Source organism: Rhizobium sp. 10N414, assembly GCF_056394785.1.
In genome coordinates this window covers 43,208-57,905 of the sequence record NZ_JBFTIN010000002.1, presented here as the reverse complement: position 1 = coordinate 57,905, position 14,698 = coordinate 43,208, and the positions used below count along the sequence as shown (strand labels likewise).

Below are 14,698 nucleotides of genomic sequence, written 5' to 3'. Positions count from 1 at the left end.
GAAATCAGGCTCAAATTCTCGGAAAACACCTCCTAAGATTTTCGGAAAACGCCAGAAATGATCGAAATTAGGCATTTTCTCCTATATTTTCTCAGATCCATAAATTGCAGCGGAAAAAACGACCCCACAGAAAGAACATCACATGACCTCCGCCTATCCACTGCCGCTTCGGAAGAAGCATGCATCAAGAACATGCCGCGCGTTGACGAGGCCAAGTACATCGGCAAGGCCTTGCTCCCCGGCAAAGATCTTGCGAGTTCGGTCGCGAGCGGAAAGGGCGTACGCGCCATATTGCACGCAGCTTTCAATGTAGCGCTTCTGCTCTTCTGTCATCGGCGCGGCCTCTCGCATCCGCGTTTCCTGGTCCTTGATACTCCGTTGCTCACTTACCGAGAGCCTCTAACGAGTAAGCACGGCGAGCTTTCCGACGATGAAAGCGCGCTGGCGAAATCGGATTTGGCTATATCGTTCTACAGGCACGAACTAAAGCACTTCGCCCAAATCATCGTGCTCGAGAATGCCACACCTTCCCAGTCCGCAGGGCGGATTGCGAAGATCGAAGTATTCTCAGGCAAAGGGGGAACTGGTAGGCAGGCCTTGTTTCCAATGAGCGACTCCTGACCGCATGGGGTCTTCGGCCTTACGCGATTCGTCCGAGAGGCGGAGTGGTACTGCCTCGGCATCGACACGCCCCTACTCGCTCGTCGTACCGCGCTACCGAAGCACGTGATCTGAGCTTTTGGGCACGAGCGTCAATTCTACACTTCACGGCGGACAGGCCACCGCCAACCTTGTCCGTTGTGAGACGTCAGTGGCGCTGCGGCCCGTCCCTGGCTCGGATAGACCGGTTCATGGATGCAGTCCGGAGACCCTGGCCATGGCTCTCAACTGTCTGAAGAGGTTCTGGACAGAATAGCGTCGGCGTAGTCAGGGCGGACCTGATATCAAGCCTGGAACCGGCCTATAGAATGACGTGGTTCAACGCCGCAGGCATTGCGGCGGAAATCAACGATCACTCTCTTTACTCGTCTGCTGGCGTTTAATCTTCAGCGGTGTTTCGTCCCGTGCTTTGGGGATCACAATCCGTTTGCCGAGGGGTTCGAAATCTCCACCGAGGCCGGTGCCAAAGCTGGCCTTGTCAGACTCGTTTTCCGTGGGTGGTATGGTCGTTCCCATTGGATGCGTCTCCTTCGACGTATCGACAGCCTACAGAGATCGCTGGCTCGTGTCGAGGAAGGCAACTAGCAAGAGAGAGGTCCACGGCCCCGACTTTCGAGCAGCTTACAGTCAAGCAATCGCCTATCTCCCGGCTTGCTCGACGCCTGCGACGAGAAGATCAACGATCTCTTCGCACTCGTCGATCGAAGGCGTATTCTGGAGCCTGTTTCTCTTGCGCAGCAACTCGTGCAGCCGTCGGGCGGCGATCATGCGGTCACCGACTATAATTCGCATCCGTTGTTCCTTTGTGAAATCAGCGATCATGGAGCCCCTCATGGCTCCTCAATTGCACCGCGTGGCAATCCGCTCGTCAATACCAATTGGGACACAGGCTCCAGATTGCGAACGCGAGCGTTGCCGGAAGACATGTCTCCACTTCAAATCGCCCGCGCCATCTCTAGATTTCAATCACCAAGCTCGGATCAAACCCCGTCGCCTCCCCCGGATATCCACGTGAATTGCAGATAATCCTAGTAAAGCCGACCGTGTAGTCCACACTGTGGTGCACATGCCCGTGGACCCATAGATCGGGCTCTGCCTCCCTGATGAACGCTTCGCAATCGGATGCGTAGCACGGTGATAACGGGTCATCCCGGAAGTACCGGGAAATCGATCGTGGCGACGGCGCGTGGTGTGTAACGACAACCCTCTTCCTGACGTCCGCTCTACCCAGGCTTTCCGACAGGAATTTGATCGAGGCACCATGCCTTCGGAAAGATTCAATCGGCTTGAACTTTCTGAATGGCTTCTTGGAGAGGTTGATCCGCTTGTAGTCGTTCATCCCCTTCTCGGCCCACCACATCGATGTTTCCGGATTGCGATTGAAAAGTCGGAAATCTGTCCAAAACGTCGCGCCGGCGAAAAGCACGTCGTCGATCACGACATCACGGTCGTCAAGGAAATGGATATTCGGGTGCCGATCGCGTAGCGCGTTCGCCGCCGCAATGCTCTCGACCATGGAACTGCGATAAAATTCGTGATTTCCCGCTACAAAAATAATGGGAATACTTGGCTCTGCCATCGCCGCCAACCATTCGATACTTGGCACGACGCCTTTATCCAATACGTCGCCCGCACAAACGATGACGTCAGTACCGATAGGCGGTGCGGCCGTGAAGGGCTTGCCGAATTCGAGATGAAGGTCGGAGAACACCGAAATTCTCATGCTTCCTCCTCCATTTTGGAATCCACTTGGATATGTAGCGCCTGAAGAATGTCGGCGGCTTCGAGCTCGAAGCAATCCGATAGCCGTTCGGCCAAGCTCTGCCCTTCAGCTCGGTTCGATATGAGGATTTGCATCACCCGGTCGTATTGAGCATCAAGGCGCTGCCGAACGGCCTGACGGAGGGCTGGGTCGGACTGTCGTAGGTTCTCCATGGGGCGTCGGCCGATGCCCATGTCTGTGAGAAGCCCGTCGCCGAACGCGAAGGATCGTTCCATCATCGTGGCAATATCGGTGGCTTTGGTAAGGTCGGCCGAGGCATCGCCACCGGATGCCATAGAATGCTCGCCGAGGAGGATGCGCTCCGCGGCCATCCCGCTCAGGAGGATCGCGATGGTGTCCGTGAAGTAGGAGGCCGTTGTCATGAGTGGAGAATTACCGTCGAAAAAGGTAACGCCGATCTGGTTCCAGCCCACTTGGGCCGGCCGCCACCGATTGATCTTGACCTTTAAGAGTTGTTCCGGCCGTAATGTTGCACCAACGACAGCGTGCCCGATTTCGTGGACGGCGAGCCGAAATCGCTCCTCGTCAGTGTAGGCAGAGAGTGTCGGCATTGCGCCGAGCAGGTCGTCGTCCGTTACGGCTTTCCGTCCCGAACGCCGAGCCGTTCGCCGTGCGTCCCGGGCCAACTTCTCGATGTCGGCACCCGACCATTCCTCGGTCTGTGCAACGAATGGACTGAAATCCTGTACTGCAAGCTCCGGCAGGTGATATCTAAGGATTGCCTGCCGATCCTCTGCATCCGGTCGTTCGATTTGCACAACCTGCTCGAACCGACCGGGGCGCAGCAGGCCGGCGTCTATCGCGCTTGCGTCGTTGGTAGCGCCGACCACTACGACGCCCACTCGTCCGTCGGTAGAGTCCATGCATTCCAGAAGCCCGTTGATTACCTGGCGCTTGTAGTCGTGATAGTCGCTATTCTTATACGCTTCTCGGTCTCCGACGCTGTCGACTTCATCAATGAAGAGGACCGAGGGTCTGGCAGCGGCCGCCTCCTTGAAGGCTTTCCGCATCGCTTTCAGCATGTCGCCAAGATGCCCCGTGGCCTGCCAAGCCGCGGCTGAACTGGTGATAAGAGCGATACCGCAGGTGTTGGCGAGAGCCTTCGGAAAGGTCGACTTGCCACAGCCGCTCGGGCCAGCCAGAACGATGCCTTTGTCGACATCGGCCCACTCAATTTCCCCTGCCATCCAAGCCTTGATGTCGGCGGCCAGCTGAAGCCCCCAGATTTTGGCTGCTCCAAATCCAGCGAGATCCTCCAAGCGCGGAGACCCGCGCTCGGACAGCTCGACGTTCGGCCGCGGCTCCTCCGGGACGGCTCTCTTCAGACGATGGATGAGCTTCGGGATCGAGCGGTTTGGCCGCCAAGCCAAGCGGATGTCGCGGAGATCGCGGGTTGCGAGGTACGCTGCCTCGTCACAGGAAATCGTCTGTCCGAAGTATTTTGCTCCTTCCTCGAAGTGCTTGGGTGTTGGCAACTGCATTTCGATTTTGTGATCGATCAGTAAAGCCAGATCGGCCGAGATTTCGGTTTCGTCCGTATAGAAGAGAAGCACACGTTGGATTTTGTTGAACCTGCGTGCGAGGTCCCATCCGCTTTCCTTGATGTGTGACGCTTGGGTCGCCATTACCGCGAGCTGTCCGTCCTCGTCCATCAGGCCTTGCGGATCGAGAAGAGCGCGCGCAGCCATCTCGTATACGTACACATCGTTCAGGTTTGGCGTTCGGATCGCAAGAACGTAGTGAGATAACCGCAGAAAATGCCTGACGGTTCTGCGGACGGCCATCGGCGCGACGACTGTGACCAGGTTGACGGGTCCGGTTTCGGGTCTCCGAGATGCAAAAAGGGATGTCATGATGAGCCTCGTGGATTGGAGTGACGGCGGTAAGGCTCAGCCGCTAATTCGTCTCACCATCGTCTCCGGTCCGATCAGCTCGTCGTCGAGGTCAACCTCGAGGTAGCCTTGTAGGATAAGAGATGCAATTGCGGCCACTGGCCGAGTTTCCCGGACTGCACGGAGGCAGTCGGACAGTGACAACGGGCCGTGTTCACCCAGTAGCGACAGCAAACAAACTCGGTCACCGAGTGGAACACTGTGCCCGGCGTAGCGGAGCAGATCGTTCGCGTTCCTAAGTCTGAATCCATCGTAAATCTCGGCACGATCCACCCTCCGGTATTGAAACGAGAGTACGGACGCCGCGGCTTGGAGAATGCATTCATCGGGAGGGTTTCTCCGATCGAACACATCCAGCAGCCACTGGCGACCGTCGGCATCCTCCATCTGGAAATCGGAAACGTGTTGTCTACGACCGACCCTCAACGCAATGGCACTGCATGTCCAGGATTGGACGCCTGGATTTAGATCCAGAATGGAAGCCATGTCCCGCGCAGCGTTCGAACGGAACATCGGGCGCGGTGGTCCTTTCAACGGTGGTCGGTAGAATAGGGGTTTGTCAGTATCGGCGACGGAGCGTCTGTTCTGCTTAACGTGATCCGGAGATTGCATGCGTGACCTCTACAAGATACGAAATTGGACACCATTCCGCCCGCGCGGCTGCGTTCAAATAATTCGTATAATTCGGTTCACGGCTATCTGGCTCATGGAAAGAACATATAGCGAACATCGCTACAAAGGTCAACGCCCTTATCTAAATTAGGAGTAGCTAACCTTTCCTTTTACAACTTGTTAATCCTGGCGCGCGACCGTGTCCTATCTGATTGTGATGCGGACCGGAGGCATGACTGAAGAAATCTTCTTGCTGGATACGAATGTAATCAGCAACTCCAGTAAGACATCTCCTTTGCCAGCGGTTTCAAAATGGCTGGCGCGTCAATCGCGCTTGGCTATACCCTTCGGGGCCATACTGGAGGTCGAAACAGGAATAGCCGAGCTGTGGCCAGTCGACCCAGTCCGCGCTAGGAAGTTGACTGACTGGATAGATGGCCTGCTGAAGACGAGTTTCTATTCCCCCCCTTATACGCCCGCGGTCGCACGACTAGTTGCGAAGCTCTACTGCTGCCACCCTCTTCGCAAGCTTTGGTATCCGGAAGAAGACAAGAAACCCGGGCAGGATATCTTCATCGCGGCTTTATCGATCGTGTACGACATGCCAATCGCGACAATGAACCACGGTGACTTTGTGCAGATCAACAAATTCCAGGCGCTGCCGGGCGTCTACAATCCAAACCATCAGATTTGGGCCGTTCCTCGGTCAATAAAATACTCTGCTGTCAGCCAATCTGCCGACGCCTTGCCGTTACGGCATTCCCAGAGCAGCAGTGCGAACCACGACCAACGCCCGCAAAACGATTGGAAAGCGCCATGTGACGTGTCGCCTCGTTAGAACTGTGCTGGCTCAAAATTAGTATGGTAGCCGAATCCCAATGTGGCACGTCCACGCTGGCCGGCGCTTGGGCTCAATCTTCATCAGGGCCGCCTTGCGCCAGATACTGCCCAGCGGGTTTAGCTGAATCATCGGCAACAAATCTAACTTCGAACTTGCCACCGTTATCACGGACGATCTGCGGCTCACCTGCTTTGGCGTCATCGAAAACGTCGCGTATGCGCGCTTCCGCTTCGACCCGCGACCATTCTTCTTGGTCCCTCATCCGCACAAACTCCCAAACTAGACTCACACTATACCCTGACGCTGTCGTCGTGAAAAGCATGACCCCAGGGAATGGAGGACGCCAGATCAGGCACGAACGTCGTGCGCTTGATCTAGCCTGCCGCCTCACAGGAGAGGTCGGCACCAGTCAACGGCGAAGTTGAAGTCTATCTTTTACCGACCAAGGCAGGCATTCAACCGCCCAAGTCCTCCGGTTGGACCTTGCGATTGCTCGGGAGCAATCCTCCGTGAGCCTCCATGGACGTAGCAGTGCTATCGACGCCACCATTGATCACTGGTGTTCGACAGCGGGATGCAAGGCGTGGGGCGGATTCGGCCATACGTCGTCGAAGTCTGTCGAAACACGGTGGTGGTGTTGGGAGCACTATCCACACAACCCCGGCGACGCTCGGCCAGAGGCTGCTGAGATTGCTAACATGATCGGGCCCACCCGGCCCGACCTTAACTCGCCATAATCTTTTTGGATGGGAGCGCCCCGTTAGGAAGCAGCTGTCGCCCCATGGAATTTCGGATTTATGCCAGCGTGATAGACTTTCCGTTTCTCTTTCGTGTTGCAGGCCGAGATTTTGCACGAGTAACTTCGAAATCCTGAAAGAACGGATACTTGTGCGATAGTGCCGTCAGCTCCGCCTCGATCCGCGCAGGCCCACCCTCGATAGCCTCGTCCTGACGCCGCCTGGCCTTCCTATACGCCTTCTCCATGAGATCGGTTGGCAACCTCCCTCTGATGCGTTTGGAGATATCTGGATTCGGCCTCTTCGAGATTTTGCGCCTTCATTGATAGCGCGTGAGCGGCTGCTCCTCGATCCGGCTTGGCTGCCCCGTTCCTGATTGCCCACCCAAGGCCGAAGGCCGCCGCGATGCCAAGATATTCCCACATGTCCCCTCCAAGTGGCTCGAATGACCTATGGTTGCCACGCCGATCATCGGAAGGCGAGTCCTGTTGCCATAATTGTCCATTCAGTTTCGCGCTATTCGATTGCGCTCGACTTTTTGAAAGCCTTCCGGCACGAAGGGTTAGGGCATGAGGTGACTGAATGGACGTACCCCCTTGGGCAATTTTGGCAGGGCTTGGCGCGCTCGAGCGTAAGGAGGTAGCGGACCTCCTGGCGAACTTCGAAGCGACGACGCTGCTGAACATCTCGCGGGATAAAATCGCCGACACGCTCAGCCGTCTCCAGAACGGAAGCCGTGATAGCGAGGTGGCTTCCTTTGCGCGCCGATTGCGTGACCTCTCCGACAAGATCGTCGCATCAGAGGCTTCGACATCCACGTTGCGTCTGCGCCTCTGGACGCTTGTCATGCAGTCACTTGAAATCGACCCCAAGTTTCCACTCTCAACGAGGACGTCCACGTCTGCATGTGTGAGTCTGGCAAACGCCGCCGCGGCCGTAATCGCACAGCCTCTTTCAGAAGAAGATCATGAAGCCGGGAAATCGCTTGTCGGGAGCGCCATTCGGCGGATACGAACGATAGCGACGGGAGGAAATGTCGCGGATTTCGATATCCTGGTGAATGAGAAGGCCAAAATCGTCGCCGATACCGTCGCAAAGGCTACTCAGACAGGCGAGCTGAAGGCTTCCGACACGGCCGAGATCGAACATAGAGTGCGCGCCTATATCGAAACGCTACCCCCCGAAGCCCAGGATTCCGCGGTAAGAGACGCACTTAGAAGGGGCGACAATGCCGCCCTTCTTATGGCTGTGTCCGGAACATCCGCTCTCGCTGTAGGGGTTGGCGTGAATCTCGCTGGCTTTAGCGCCTACGTCTTAGCCGCTCAGGCGTCCGCTTTCATTCCCTTCGTGAGCGGACCGGCTGCCGTCTCGACGCTGTTCATGCTCGCGAACCCACTGTTCAGCGTACCGGCTGTCGCCGGTATCGGGTATCTGGCAAGCCGACACGTCAATGGCCAGAGCGCCAGCCGACTGGCTGCCAATGTCGTCGTTCACCTCGGCCTCAGAGGGTTGCCTGTGGGGGTCGATGGCCTCGCGTCCGTCCTCGATCAGTTTCGGATGGCGCAGTCCGATGACCTGCCCGGTTTGTCAGCTGCCGATCGCCAAGCACTTCAGACAAAAATGGTTTCGGTATCGAAGGCGGTCGGCGGCCATCTTCCCGACGCCCCTCGAGGTTATCCCGGCCAGCAGAGTGCCGACGGTTTCGCCAAATACTTCGAGGGCGCAATATCCGCGAGCCGAGGCGAGGCCTTGGAGATATCGGCCGCTGGCGCTGCGACCACGGCGAACATTGTATTCAATGCCGCCGCAATCGATCCGATCGTTTTATCCGCAGCGGATTTCTCAAGGATCGAGGACATCAGCGACATATTCAAGTTCGGGCTGTTCGCGGATCGTATTTCATCGATGACCGGCGCGGCGGCGGCTGGAGCGGGCAACAACCTTCGAGGATACGTGTCGGAACAGATCGTGGCGGCGCGGTTGGCTGAGCACGGATATGTCGTCGAATTCCCTGATACCTCCAACAATCCGGCCTTTGACCTGTTGGTCGACGGAAATCCCTTCCAGGTGAAGTGCCTGCGCGGCCTGGACGGTTTGCGCGAACACTTTGCAAAGTATCCAGACATGCCCGTGTACGCAAACGCCGAGCTTGCCGATGTGGTCTTGGCAAGCGGTGAAGCATGGGCGTCTAAGGTCTTCTACATCGACGGCTTCGATCACGAGATTGCCGACCTGATAACGCGAACTTCTCTGGAAGCTGGTGATGCGCTGGGCGACCTTCATGTCCCCTATTTCGCCATGGCTGCATCTACGGGTCGGAATCTGTATCGCTGGTGGCGTGGTCGTATGCAGCTGTGCGATTTGCCCCTGTCAGTTCTTATCGATAACGCGGTCAAGGGTGGGCTGGCGACTGTAGGTGGACTATCCGGAAAAACGATAGGGCTTCTGGCGTTCGGCCCCGCCGGCGCGCTCGTGCTCGGCAGCGTTGGTGGCCTCGGAGCACTGTTTGGAACAGGATGGACCCGGGAGCAGACAACCCGCCTTCTGTCCTCTGAATGGCTCGCCGAGCTTGATGAGGCCACCGAGCGGTTTCGCGTGGCGCTGGGCGCTGCAATCAGGTCAAAGATCGATCTGTTTCGAGAGAAACGAGCCAAGCTTTCGGTAGGCGAACATCCCGTGCGCGAATGGGTCGACTCTCGATTTTCGGACGAGATTGTCTCGCTCGGAGAAGCTGGCTACGATCTTGAGCACGGCTTCCGTAACCTGCGTCAGCCGACGAGGGCAAGGGCATGCCTTGAGCTCATGAGGGAAGCGGCCGTACACCCTGTCGCGGTCGAAGCCGAATTGACGGGCCTGCTCAACGTCCTAGCCTCGGAACCGTCAAAGACGAAGGCCGCGGGAAAGAAGGCTTCTCGGGTGTGGAACAGTTTGGCTTCCTGTATGCCAATCAAACGCAACTCCAGAGATGCTTAGACTGTGAAGTAGGCGACGTCCTAAACGAGCGCGGCCCGACGCAGCCCGCCGGAGCCACGCTGCCGGAAACTGTCGATTAGTCGCTGAGCCACTGATACTCAGCGATCGATGCTCTGCCTGTCCGCTTGTCGTAGAGGCAGATCATGTTGACCTTCGTCCTTGCCTTACCTTTACCAACCTGACCGCGCAGGAGTACGGCGATCTTGCCTACGCTGTCGTCGAATACGACCGGTGCCGATGCCTCAGGCGTATGCATCCGCGAGAGCCCGATGCAGGTGCCGTTTGCCTTTGCAAACAAAGCATTCCACGAGCCATCGCTAGAGGCCGTTGCCGCGCCGAATGACACCATAACCAAAAGCGACGCCAGAGATACCTTGGTAAACATATTGCTTCCTTTCACTTTTCGCACGGCGTGTCTCTAGGCACGCGATGGCGAAAGAATGGCCCGTTCAGGTGCGTCGCCCGTCTCATGGACCCATTTCGGGATCGAGGAGTGTGGCGTCCTGGCAATGCGAAACAGCATTGGCGTTTGTGGAGCGCCGTGTCTTGCACGATGTCGCCGCGCGGAACCAAGCGAGGTGGAGTACGACTGGAGAACTCAATCAGACAATAACTTGCATGCTCGGGTGGCTAGGGTAGCTCTGCCACGAGAATGCATCGCCAAAACCGCCAAAGACTGGCGAGCTTCCCGACGACCTGGTGCTTACGACGCTAATCGTATCCGACAAGGTTGATGCCGAGGCATTCAAGGAAATCCTGGCGGAGATTGCCAGGGCGTTAAAGACGGTCAGAGCAAGCATTGGTCGTCGACCCCTCCACTGGTTCACGGCTTTGATTTCGAACACGGAGAAGACAATGATGGAGACTGATTACCCGCCGCTGTCACCCTTCAAGACCGGAGTCCGTGGGCTATGCCCTCGTTGCGGTCAAGGGAGGTTGTTCGACGGCTTCATCGCGATGAGAAAATCGTGTGAAGTTTGCGATCTCGATTACTCCTTTGCCGACCCTGCTGACGGACCTGCGTTCTTCGTGATCTGCTTCGCCTGCATACCAAGCGTTTTGCTTGCAGTATGGCTTGAAGTCGCTCATCACGCTTCTGTTTGGACGCAGTTGCTGGTCACCGGTCCGTTTGTTGCACTGACCTGCATACCGCCGCTTAGGCCTCTTAAAGGATGGCTGGTGGCCAGCCAGTACGCTTATGATGCCCGCGAGGGACGTATCGTCCAGGCAAACTCCCTGCCTCCCACTCCAAATCGGAGCAAGAAAAGAACGAGAGCTTAGCCCTGCATTGGCACCGGTCTCGGAGCCGACCACTGTGCCGCTCCCAAGTGGATGCCCGGTGCTGGGAAGCGCTTTTTGACAATCGCGGTTTCGGAGAAGCCGGTACCAAGGTCGGACGCTTAGGAGACCGCTATGTGCCAGCCAATGACCCTTGCCGAGCTACTTGATGATCCATTGATAGCGAGTTTAAACGCTTCTGACGGAGTCGACGCCGCGAGCTTCAGGCTCCTGCTGACTCAAGCTGCAGAGAACGTCCACAGAGGTCGGAAGCCAATTTGCAATCGGATGTTCCGATCGTTCGTCCTTTCGAACGAGTCAACCCCGCCGCTAGCGAGGTAGCGCATTCAGTTGACGATCTCGCCGACTGGTCGTCGATTTTTGTAGGCGTGCATCAGCGAGATCGCTTGCTCGACAAGCATTTCAACCATCCGCAGTTCGCATTCCGAACTTTGCGCGCCCGTTATAGTGCAGGCAACTGCGTGACAGTTGGAGGCGAACTTCGCATCGCCGTCAAGTTCGGCCTCCTCAGCAAAGCCCTCCAACGAGTCAACGACGACGTCGATCATGCAAGAGCGCTCTCTCGGCGTCATTTCGGCAAGTGTCCAGCGGTGTTTCCAATTATTTTCTCCGAACGCCCCAGTGCCGGACGCCTTGGCTTTAACCAGAAGGTCTCAAGGTTCGTGTCTTCCGAGCTTATGTGACAATCGCAGTGCTTTCTCTCAATGCTCGGAGTTTCGCTCATTCATCAAATCAGCAAGGCGGATCTTGCATGGCTATCCTCGGCAACTGCTCAGTCTTAGCTTCGTCATTAGACACCCGAAAAATACAAGATCATCGATCAAGCGGCCTTTAGCGTGGTTCCAGACCAGCGATGGAACCGACAAATGCGTGACAGCGATCACTCAAGAAGCAATCCAAATGACTATTCAACAAGGTTTCCCTTGATCGTCATCGGCTCGGCAATGATCGCGATGACCGCTTACCTGGTCGTCGGTTCGGTGCTTCTTGAGAAGCCGGAGCCAAACGTGAGGGTTTACCTGCAAGTGGCCGAAACCCGGTAGAGCAGGTGTTTCCAAGACAACGTTAATCTCAAATGAAGGAGCATCACCAAGCATGCACATCACTTACCATGTTGGCCAACATGACGGTGGCTATGCCTACCGCCTCGATGACGTTTGGTCGGAGCCGTTTGCTGATCATGACTCCGCACTAAGCGCCGCCAAATTGGCCGCCGAACGCCAACGGGTCGGAGGGCGCGCCACCGAAATTGTCTACCAAGGCCGCGACGGTAAATGGCACAGCGAGCATTCGCGTGGCAACGATCGTCCGGATACAGACGTTCAGGACGATACTGCGTTTGAACCCGCAGCCGGAATTTAGCCCCATGTCGCGGGGCCTCGATGGGGACCATCGAACGAGCCTTCCGGAGGCACTTGCATTGACGACGATCCATAGCCACGGTCAGTACAATACCACCATCTACAACCTCGATGATCGGTATCGTGGTGTTTTCGGACGCCGGGATGTGGTGTTCATGTGCAAGCACGATATGGAAGCAAGGGGCATCACTGAAGGTGACAGGATTGACATCACCTCCATCAACGTGAGACCGCAGGCGGCACCTCGCACGGCGAGCGGCTTCATCGCGATCGAGTATAACATTCCTCAAGGCACCGTCGCTGGCTATTACCCCGAACTCAATCGTGTGATCGCGCTCGCTGACTACGATCCTCACTCTGGCACGCCGGCTTATAAAGGCGCTCCGGTCACCATCTCGAAAGCGCTATCATCACATCCCTGAACCGCCCGAGACGACCAGGATTTCGCCTGTGACGAAACTAGCATCCTCTGATGCGAGAAACGCCACGGCGGCAGCGATTTCCTCCGGTTTACCCGGTCGTCCGAGCGGGGTGCCCGCCACCATAAACGCCTGGAACTCCTCGGAGGCCAAACCGGCTGCGGCTACGCCTTCAGTAAGGACGTAACCGGGGTTCACACCATTGACCCTGATGCCCTGAGGCGCGAGTTCCTTGGCAAGAGATTTGATAGCCGTTGTCACCGCGCCTTTACTTGCCGCATACAGCGAGCCTCCAGGCGGGCCCATTGTACTGGCTGTCGAGCCGACGTTTACGATCGAGCCACCTGCGGTTGGGAACAACCTCAGAGCATGCTTGGACATCAGCAGCATGCCAAGCACATTCGTCTTAAAGTGCCAGTCAAAGTCGGCCTCACCGATCGTCTGCAAAGGCGTCGGTTTGAACACGCCGGCGTTGTTGACGAGTACATCAACGCGCCCAAACAAGCGATCGATCTCCCAGAGCATCTTGACGACCTTGTCCTCGTCGGCGACCGAGGCCGCCAATGCTATCGCTCGTCCGCCGGCGCTTTCGATCGCTGAGACCACCCGTGACGCGCCTTCTTGGTCGGTGTGGTAATGCACAACGACCTGCGCGCCCTCCCCTGCAAATCGGGCCGCACATGCAGCGCCAATTCCCTTCGACGCTCCCGTTACCAGTACAATCTTGTCCTCAAACCGTCTCACCGAGGGCCCCCACGGAATTATCAGATGCTTCACCTGGGCATAGCCCGCGTCCGTGGGCTCCGTCCAGCCGTCTGAGGCCACACCACCCACATGGGGCTCCGATCGTACAAGACCAGCGACAGTTTCCGACGCCTCTTGTTCGCGGGCTGAATCGCAGGATGACTTCAGAGGTAATGATGACGAACCGGGCTCTTGGACGAGATGAGGCGAATTCTTATCGAAGCGACCGCCTTGTAGCTGACGTCGCTCGTCACAAATCGGGAGAAATCAAATGAAGTTGCACTCCGACATCCGCTATGCAGATCACCATCTCGTGGACGTCTACGAACCCTCGAGTTTCGCCAAGGGCGCGATCCTCCTCTTACACGGCGGTTGGCTTAACGGCGACAAGAGCGATCTCTCGGCAGTAGGCGAAATGCTGGCGGAGAGAGGTTACACTGCTTTTGTGCCAAACTTTCGGCTGCCGCCCCACGCATTGTTCTCGGAGTCGCGCGGTGACGTCTTGCTGGCGCTGACATGGATGGCCGGGTCATCGTTCGAGTTCGATCGCACTCGTATCGCCACTTGGGGGTTTTCGGCGGGTGGGACACTGGCAACTGAAGTTGCGCTTTCCGAGAGTGTCCCGGCCGTGTCGTGGTCCGGCATGATTGATCTACAGACTTTTATGCGGGAGACTACGCTTCTGGCCGACAAGGACTACGATTTTGATCTCGCGGGGCAGACGCGTGATGTGGTCGAGCACGGCGGACGGAATGATGCCTTACTCCGGAACCTAGTTCTCCAGCTTGTATCGAACAACGCTAGCTGGCTTGCTTCTTCGACGCCACTATCTCGGGTCAGCGAGACCTCCGGCCCGATGATGATGATCAACGCTGTCAGCGAGCTGGTGTGGGCGGACGGCGCAATGGCCATGCAACGGGCCCTGACCGAGGCCGGAGTTGCGTCAACCCTCACTATCCTGCCGGGATCGTCGCACGGACAAGCAAACCTGATCGCGGCATTTGACGATGCGCTGCATTTCGTTGAACAGCAGTTTTTGCTGCGAAGTTCTGGTTCGTCGAAAGCCGCCTGAAGCCCGTCGCGTTACCTCTATAGCAAAGCTGCCTCGGTTGCAGACATTGTTGCGGATTTGCGCTCCGGAAAACAGCGCGAGAGTTTGTTCAACTCGTTTGCGATCTGTCTGCTGGATGGTACCCGGCCATTATACGGCCTACGGATGGCCGCCTGATGGGCTCCATCCAGAGTTGGCTCATCGTGCTGTCGACAGATTGCCGGGAACGTGTCCCGAACATTCCAAGTGCCCATGGTCGGGGCGCAAAAATACAATATCGCCTCCCTGGTGACCGTTAGGCTTGCTCCTGTCGAAATCTCGTAACG

The 14,698-nt window shown here is 57.0% G+C and carries 16 protein-coding genes; 8 read left to right on the top strand and 8 right to left on the bottom strand.

Annotated elements, in window-relative coordinates; genetic code table 11:
• The first annotated feature begins 57 nt into the window (after positions 1–57).
• On the top strand, positions 58–621 hold the full coding sequence (locus tag AC1DE4_RS03470; RefSeq protein WP_477879944.1) for a hypothetical protein: 564 nt from the start codon (positions 58–60) through the stop codon (positions 619–621).
• A gap of 384 nt (positions 622–1,005) precedes the next feature.
• Here the strand turns inward: AC1DE4_RS03470 and AC1DE4_RS03465 are convergent, their stop codons facing one another.
• The 4 genes from AC1DE4_RS03465 to AC1DE4_RS03450 form a co-directional block, all read right to left on the bottom strand.
• Entirely contained in the window at positions 1,006–1,176 is a 171-nt protein-coding gene (locus AC1DE4_RS03465) for a hypothetical protein (protein ID WP_477879942.1), read from the bottom strand.
• Positions 1,177–1,299: 123 nt separating this feature from the next.
• Complete coding sequence (locus AC1DE4_RS03460; protein WP_477879940.1) at positions 1,300–1,452, bottom strand: hypothetical protein; 153 nt, start codon at positions 1,450–1,452, stop codon at positions 1,300–1,302.
• 163 nt (positions 1,453–1,615) lie between these two features.
• Positions 1,616–2,383 (bottom strand): metallophosphoesterase, encoded by a 768-nt coding sequence (locus tag AC1DE4_RS03455; protein ID WP_477879938.1) that lies wholly within the window; start codon positions 2,381–2,383, stop codon positions 1,616–1,618.
• Entirely contained in the window at positions 2,380–4,296 is a 1,917-nt protein-coding gene (locus AC1DE4_RS03450; protein WP_477879936.1) for an AAA family ATPase, read from the bottom strand. Before AC1DE4_RS03450 ends, AC1DE4_RS03455 begins: the two co-directional genes overlap by 4 nt.
• Before the next feature lie 883 nt (positions 4,297–5,179).
• Here AC1DE4_RS03450 and AC1DE4_RS03445 point away from each other — a divergent pair.
• On the top strand, positions 5,180–5,785 hold the full coding sequence (locus tag AC1DE4_RS03445) for a PIN domain-containing protein (RefSeq protein ID WP_477879934.1): 606 nt from the start codon (positions 5,180–5,182) through the stop codon (positions 5,783–5,785).
• A 73-nt stretch (positions 5,786–5,858) separates the two neighbouring features.
• Here the strand turns inward: AC1DE4_RS03445 and AC1DE4_RS03440 are convergent, their stop codons facing one another.
• On the bottom strand, positions 5,859–6,050 hold the full coding sequence (locus tag AC1DE4_RS03440) for a hypothetical protein (protein ID WP_477879932.1): 192 nt from the start codon (positions 6,048–6,050) through the stop codon (positions 5,859–5,861).
• A 1,057-nt stretch (positions 6,051–7,107) separates the two neighbouring features.
• On the opposite strand from AC1DE4_RS03440, the gene AC1DE4_RS03435 reads away from it, so the two are divergent.
• Positions 7,108–9,498: a hypothetical protein gene (locus AC1DE4_RS03435; protein WP_477879930.1), complete on the top strand. Its 2,391-nt coding sequence runs from the start codon at positions 7,108–7,110 to the stop codon at positions 9,496–9,498.
• A 76-nt stretch (positions 9,499–9,574) separates the two neighbouring features.
• Here AC1DE4_RS03435 and AC1DE4_RS03430 read toward each other — a convergent pair whose 3' ends face one another.
• On the bottom strand, positions 9,575–9,883 hold the full coding sequence (locus AC1DE4_RS03430) for a hypothetical protein (RefSeq protein ID WP_477879928.1): 309 nt from the start codon (positions 9,881–9,883) through the stop codon (positions 9,575–9,577).
• Between the two features lie 473 nt (positions 9,884–10,356).
• Here AC1DE4_RS03430 and AC1DE4_RS03425 point away from each other — a divergent pair, with 473 nt between their 5' ends.
• A complete protein-coding gene (locus tag AC1DE4_RS03425) occupies positions 10,357–10,779 on the top strand; it encodes a DUF983 domain-containing protein (protein ID WP_477880323.1) in 423 nt (140 codons plus the stop codon).
• A gap of 344 nt (positions 10,780–11,123) precedes the next feature.
• Here AC1DE4_RS03425 and AC1DE4_RS03420 read toward each other — a convergent pair whose 3' ends face one another.
• Positions 11,124–11,345 carry a hypothetical protein gene (locus tag AC1DE4_RS03420; protein WP_477879926.1) on the bottom strand — a complete coding sequence of 74 codons (222 nt, stop codon included), beginning with the start codon at positions 11,343–11,345 and terminating at the stop codon, positions 11,124–11,126.
• Positions 11,346–11,663: 318 nt separating this feature from the next.
• Here AC1DE4_RS03420 and AC1DE4_RS03415 point away from each other — a divergent pair, with 318 nt between their 5' ends.
• From AC1DE4_RS03415 to AC1DE4_RS03405, 3 genes are read left to right on the top strand one after another with little or no spacing between them, the layout of a single operon-like run.
• Positions 11,664–11,840, top strand: a complete 177-nt coding sequence (locus AC1DE4_RS03415) for a hypothetical protein (protein WP_477879924.1) — start codon at positions 11,664–11,666, stop codon at positions 11,838–11,840.
• A 52-nt stretch (positions 11,841–11,892) separates the two neighbouring features.
• Positions 11,893–12,159, top strand: coding sequence for a DUF2188 domain-containing protein (locus AC1DE4_RS03410; protein ID WP_477879922.1), 267 nt, complete (start codon positions 11,893–11,895; stop codon positions 12,157–12,159).
• A gap of 4 nt (positions 12,160–12,163) precedes the next feature.
• On the top strand, positions 12,164–12,580 hold the full coding sequence (locus AC1DE4_RS03405; protein ID WP_477879920.1) for a molybdopterin dinucleotide binding domain-containing protein: 417 nt from the start codon (positions 12,164–12,166) through the stop codon (positions 12,578–12,580).
• Here AC1DE4_RS03405 and AC1DE4_RS03400 read toward each other — a convergent pair.
• Positions 12,569–13,321, bottom strand: coding sequence for an SDR family NAD(P)-dependent oxidoreductase (locus tag AC1DE4_RS03400; RefSeq protein ID WP_477879918.1), 753 nt, complete (start codon positions 13,319–13,321; stop codon positions 12,569–12,571). The genes AC1DE4_RS03405 and AC1DE4_RS03400 overlap by 12 nt on opposite strands.
• A gap of 271 nt (positions 13,322–13,592) precedes the next feature.
• Between AC1DE4_RS03400 and AC1DE4_RS03395 the strand changes: the two genes are divergently transcribed.
• Positions 13,593–14,393, top strand: coding sequence for an alpha/beta hydrolase (locus AC1DE4_RS03395; RefSeq protein ID WP_477879916.1), 801 nt, complete (start codon positions 13,593–13,595; stop codon positions 14,391–14,393).
• Positions 14,394–14,698: the final 305 nt, after the last annotated feature.

What these genes read in the sequence shown, in the direction of transcription:
- AC1DE4_RS03470 (WP_477879944.1), top strand. Translation starts at nt 58, where the DNA reads ATGATCGAAATTAGGCATTTTCTCCTATATTTTCTCAGATCCATAAAT.
- AC1DE4_RS03465 (WP_477879942.1), bottom strand. Translation starts at nt 1,176, where the DNA reads ATGGGAACGACCATACCACCCACGGAAAACGAGTCTGACAAGGCCAGC.
- AC1DE4_RS03460 (WP_477879940.1), bottom strand. Translation starts at nt 1,452, where the DNA reads ATGCGAATTATAGTCGGTGACCGCATGATCGCCGCCCGACGGCTGCAC.
- AC1DE4_RS03455 (WP_477879938.1), bottom strand. Translation starts at nt 2,383, where the DNA reads ATGAGAATTTCGGTGTTCTCCGACCTTCATCTCGAATTCGGCAAGCCC.
- AC1DE4_RS03450 (WP_477879936.1), bottom strand. Translation starts at nt 4,296, where the DNA reads ATGACATCCCTTTTTGCATCTCGGAGACCCGAAACCGGACCCGTCAAC.
- AC1DE4_RS03445 (WP_477879934.1), top strand. Translation starts at nt 5,180, where the DNA reads ATGACTGAAGAAATCTTCTTGCTGGATACGAATGTAATCAGCAACTCC.
- AC1DE4_RS03440 (WP_477879932.1), bottom strand. Translation starts at nt 6,050, where the DNA reads ATGAGGGACCAAGAAGAATGGTCGCGGGTCGAAGCGGAAGCGCGCATA.
- AC1DE4_RS03435 (WP_477879930.1), top strand. Translation starts at nt 7,108, where the DNA reads ATGGACGTACCCCCTTGGGCAATTTTGGCAGGGCTTGGCGCGCTCGAG.
- AC1DE4_RS03430 (WP_477879928.1), bottom strand. Translation starts at nt 9,883, where the DNA reads ATGTTTACCAAGGTATCTCTGGCGTCGCTTTTGGTTATGGTGTCATTC.
- AC1DE4_RS03425 (WP_477880323.1), top strand. Translation starts at nt 10,357, where the DNA reads ATGGAGACTGATTACCCGCCGCTGTCACCCTTCAAGACCGGAGTCCGT.
- AC1DE4_RS03420 (WP_477879926.1), bottom strand. Translation starts at nt 11,345, where the DNA reads ATGATCGACGTCGTCGTTGACTCGTTGGAGGGCTTTGCTGAGGAGGCC.
- AC1DE4_RS03415 (WP_477879924.1), top strand. Translation starts at nt 11,664, where the DNA reads ATGCGTGACAGCGATCACTCAAGAAGCAATCCAAATGACTATTCAACA.
- AC1DE4_RS03410 (WP_477879922.1), top strand. Translation starts at nt 11,893, where the DNA reads ATGCACATCACTTACCATGTTGGCCAACATGACGGTGGCTATGCCTAC.
- AC1DE4_RS03405 (WP_477879920.1), top strand. Translation starts at nt 12,164, where the DNA reads ATGTCGCGGGGCCTCGATGGGGACCATCGAACGAGCCTTCCGGAGGCA.
- AC1DE4_RS03395 (WP_477879916.1), top strand. Translation starts at nt 13,593, where the DNA reads ATGAAGTTGCACTCCGACATCCGCTATGCAGATCACCATCTCGTGGAC.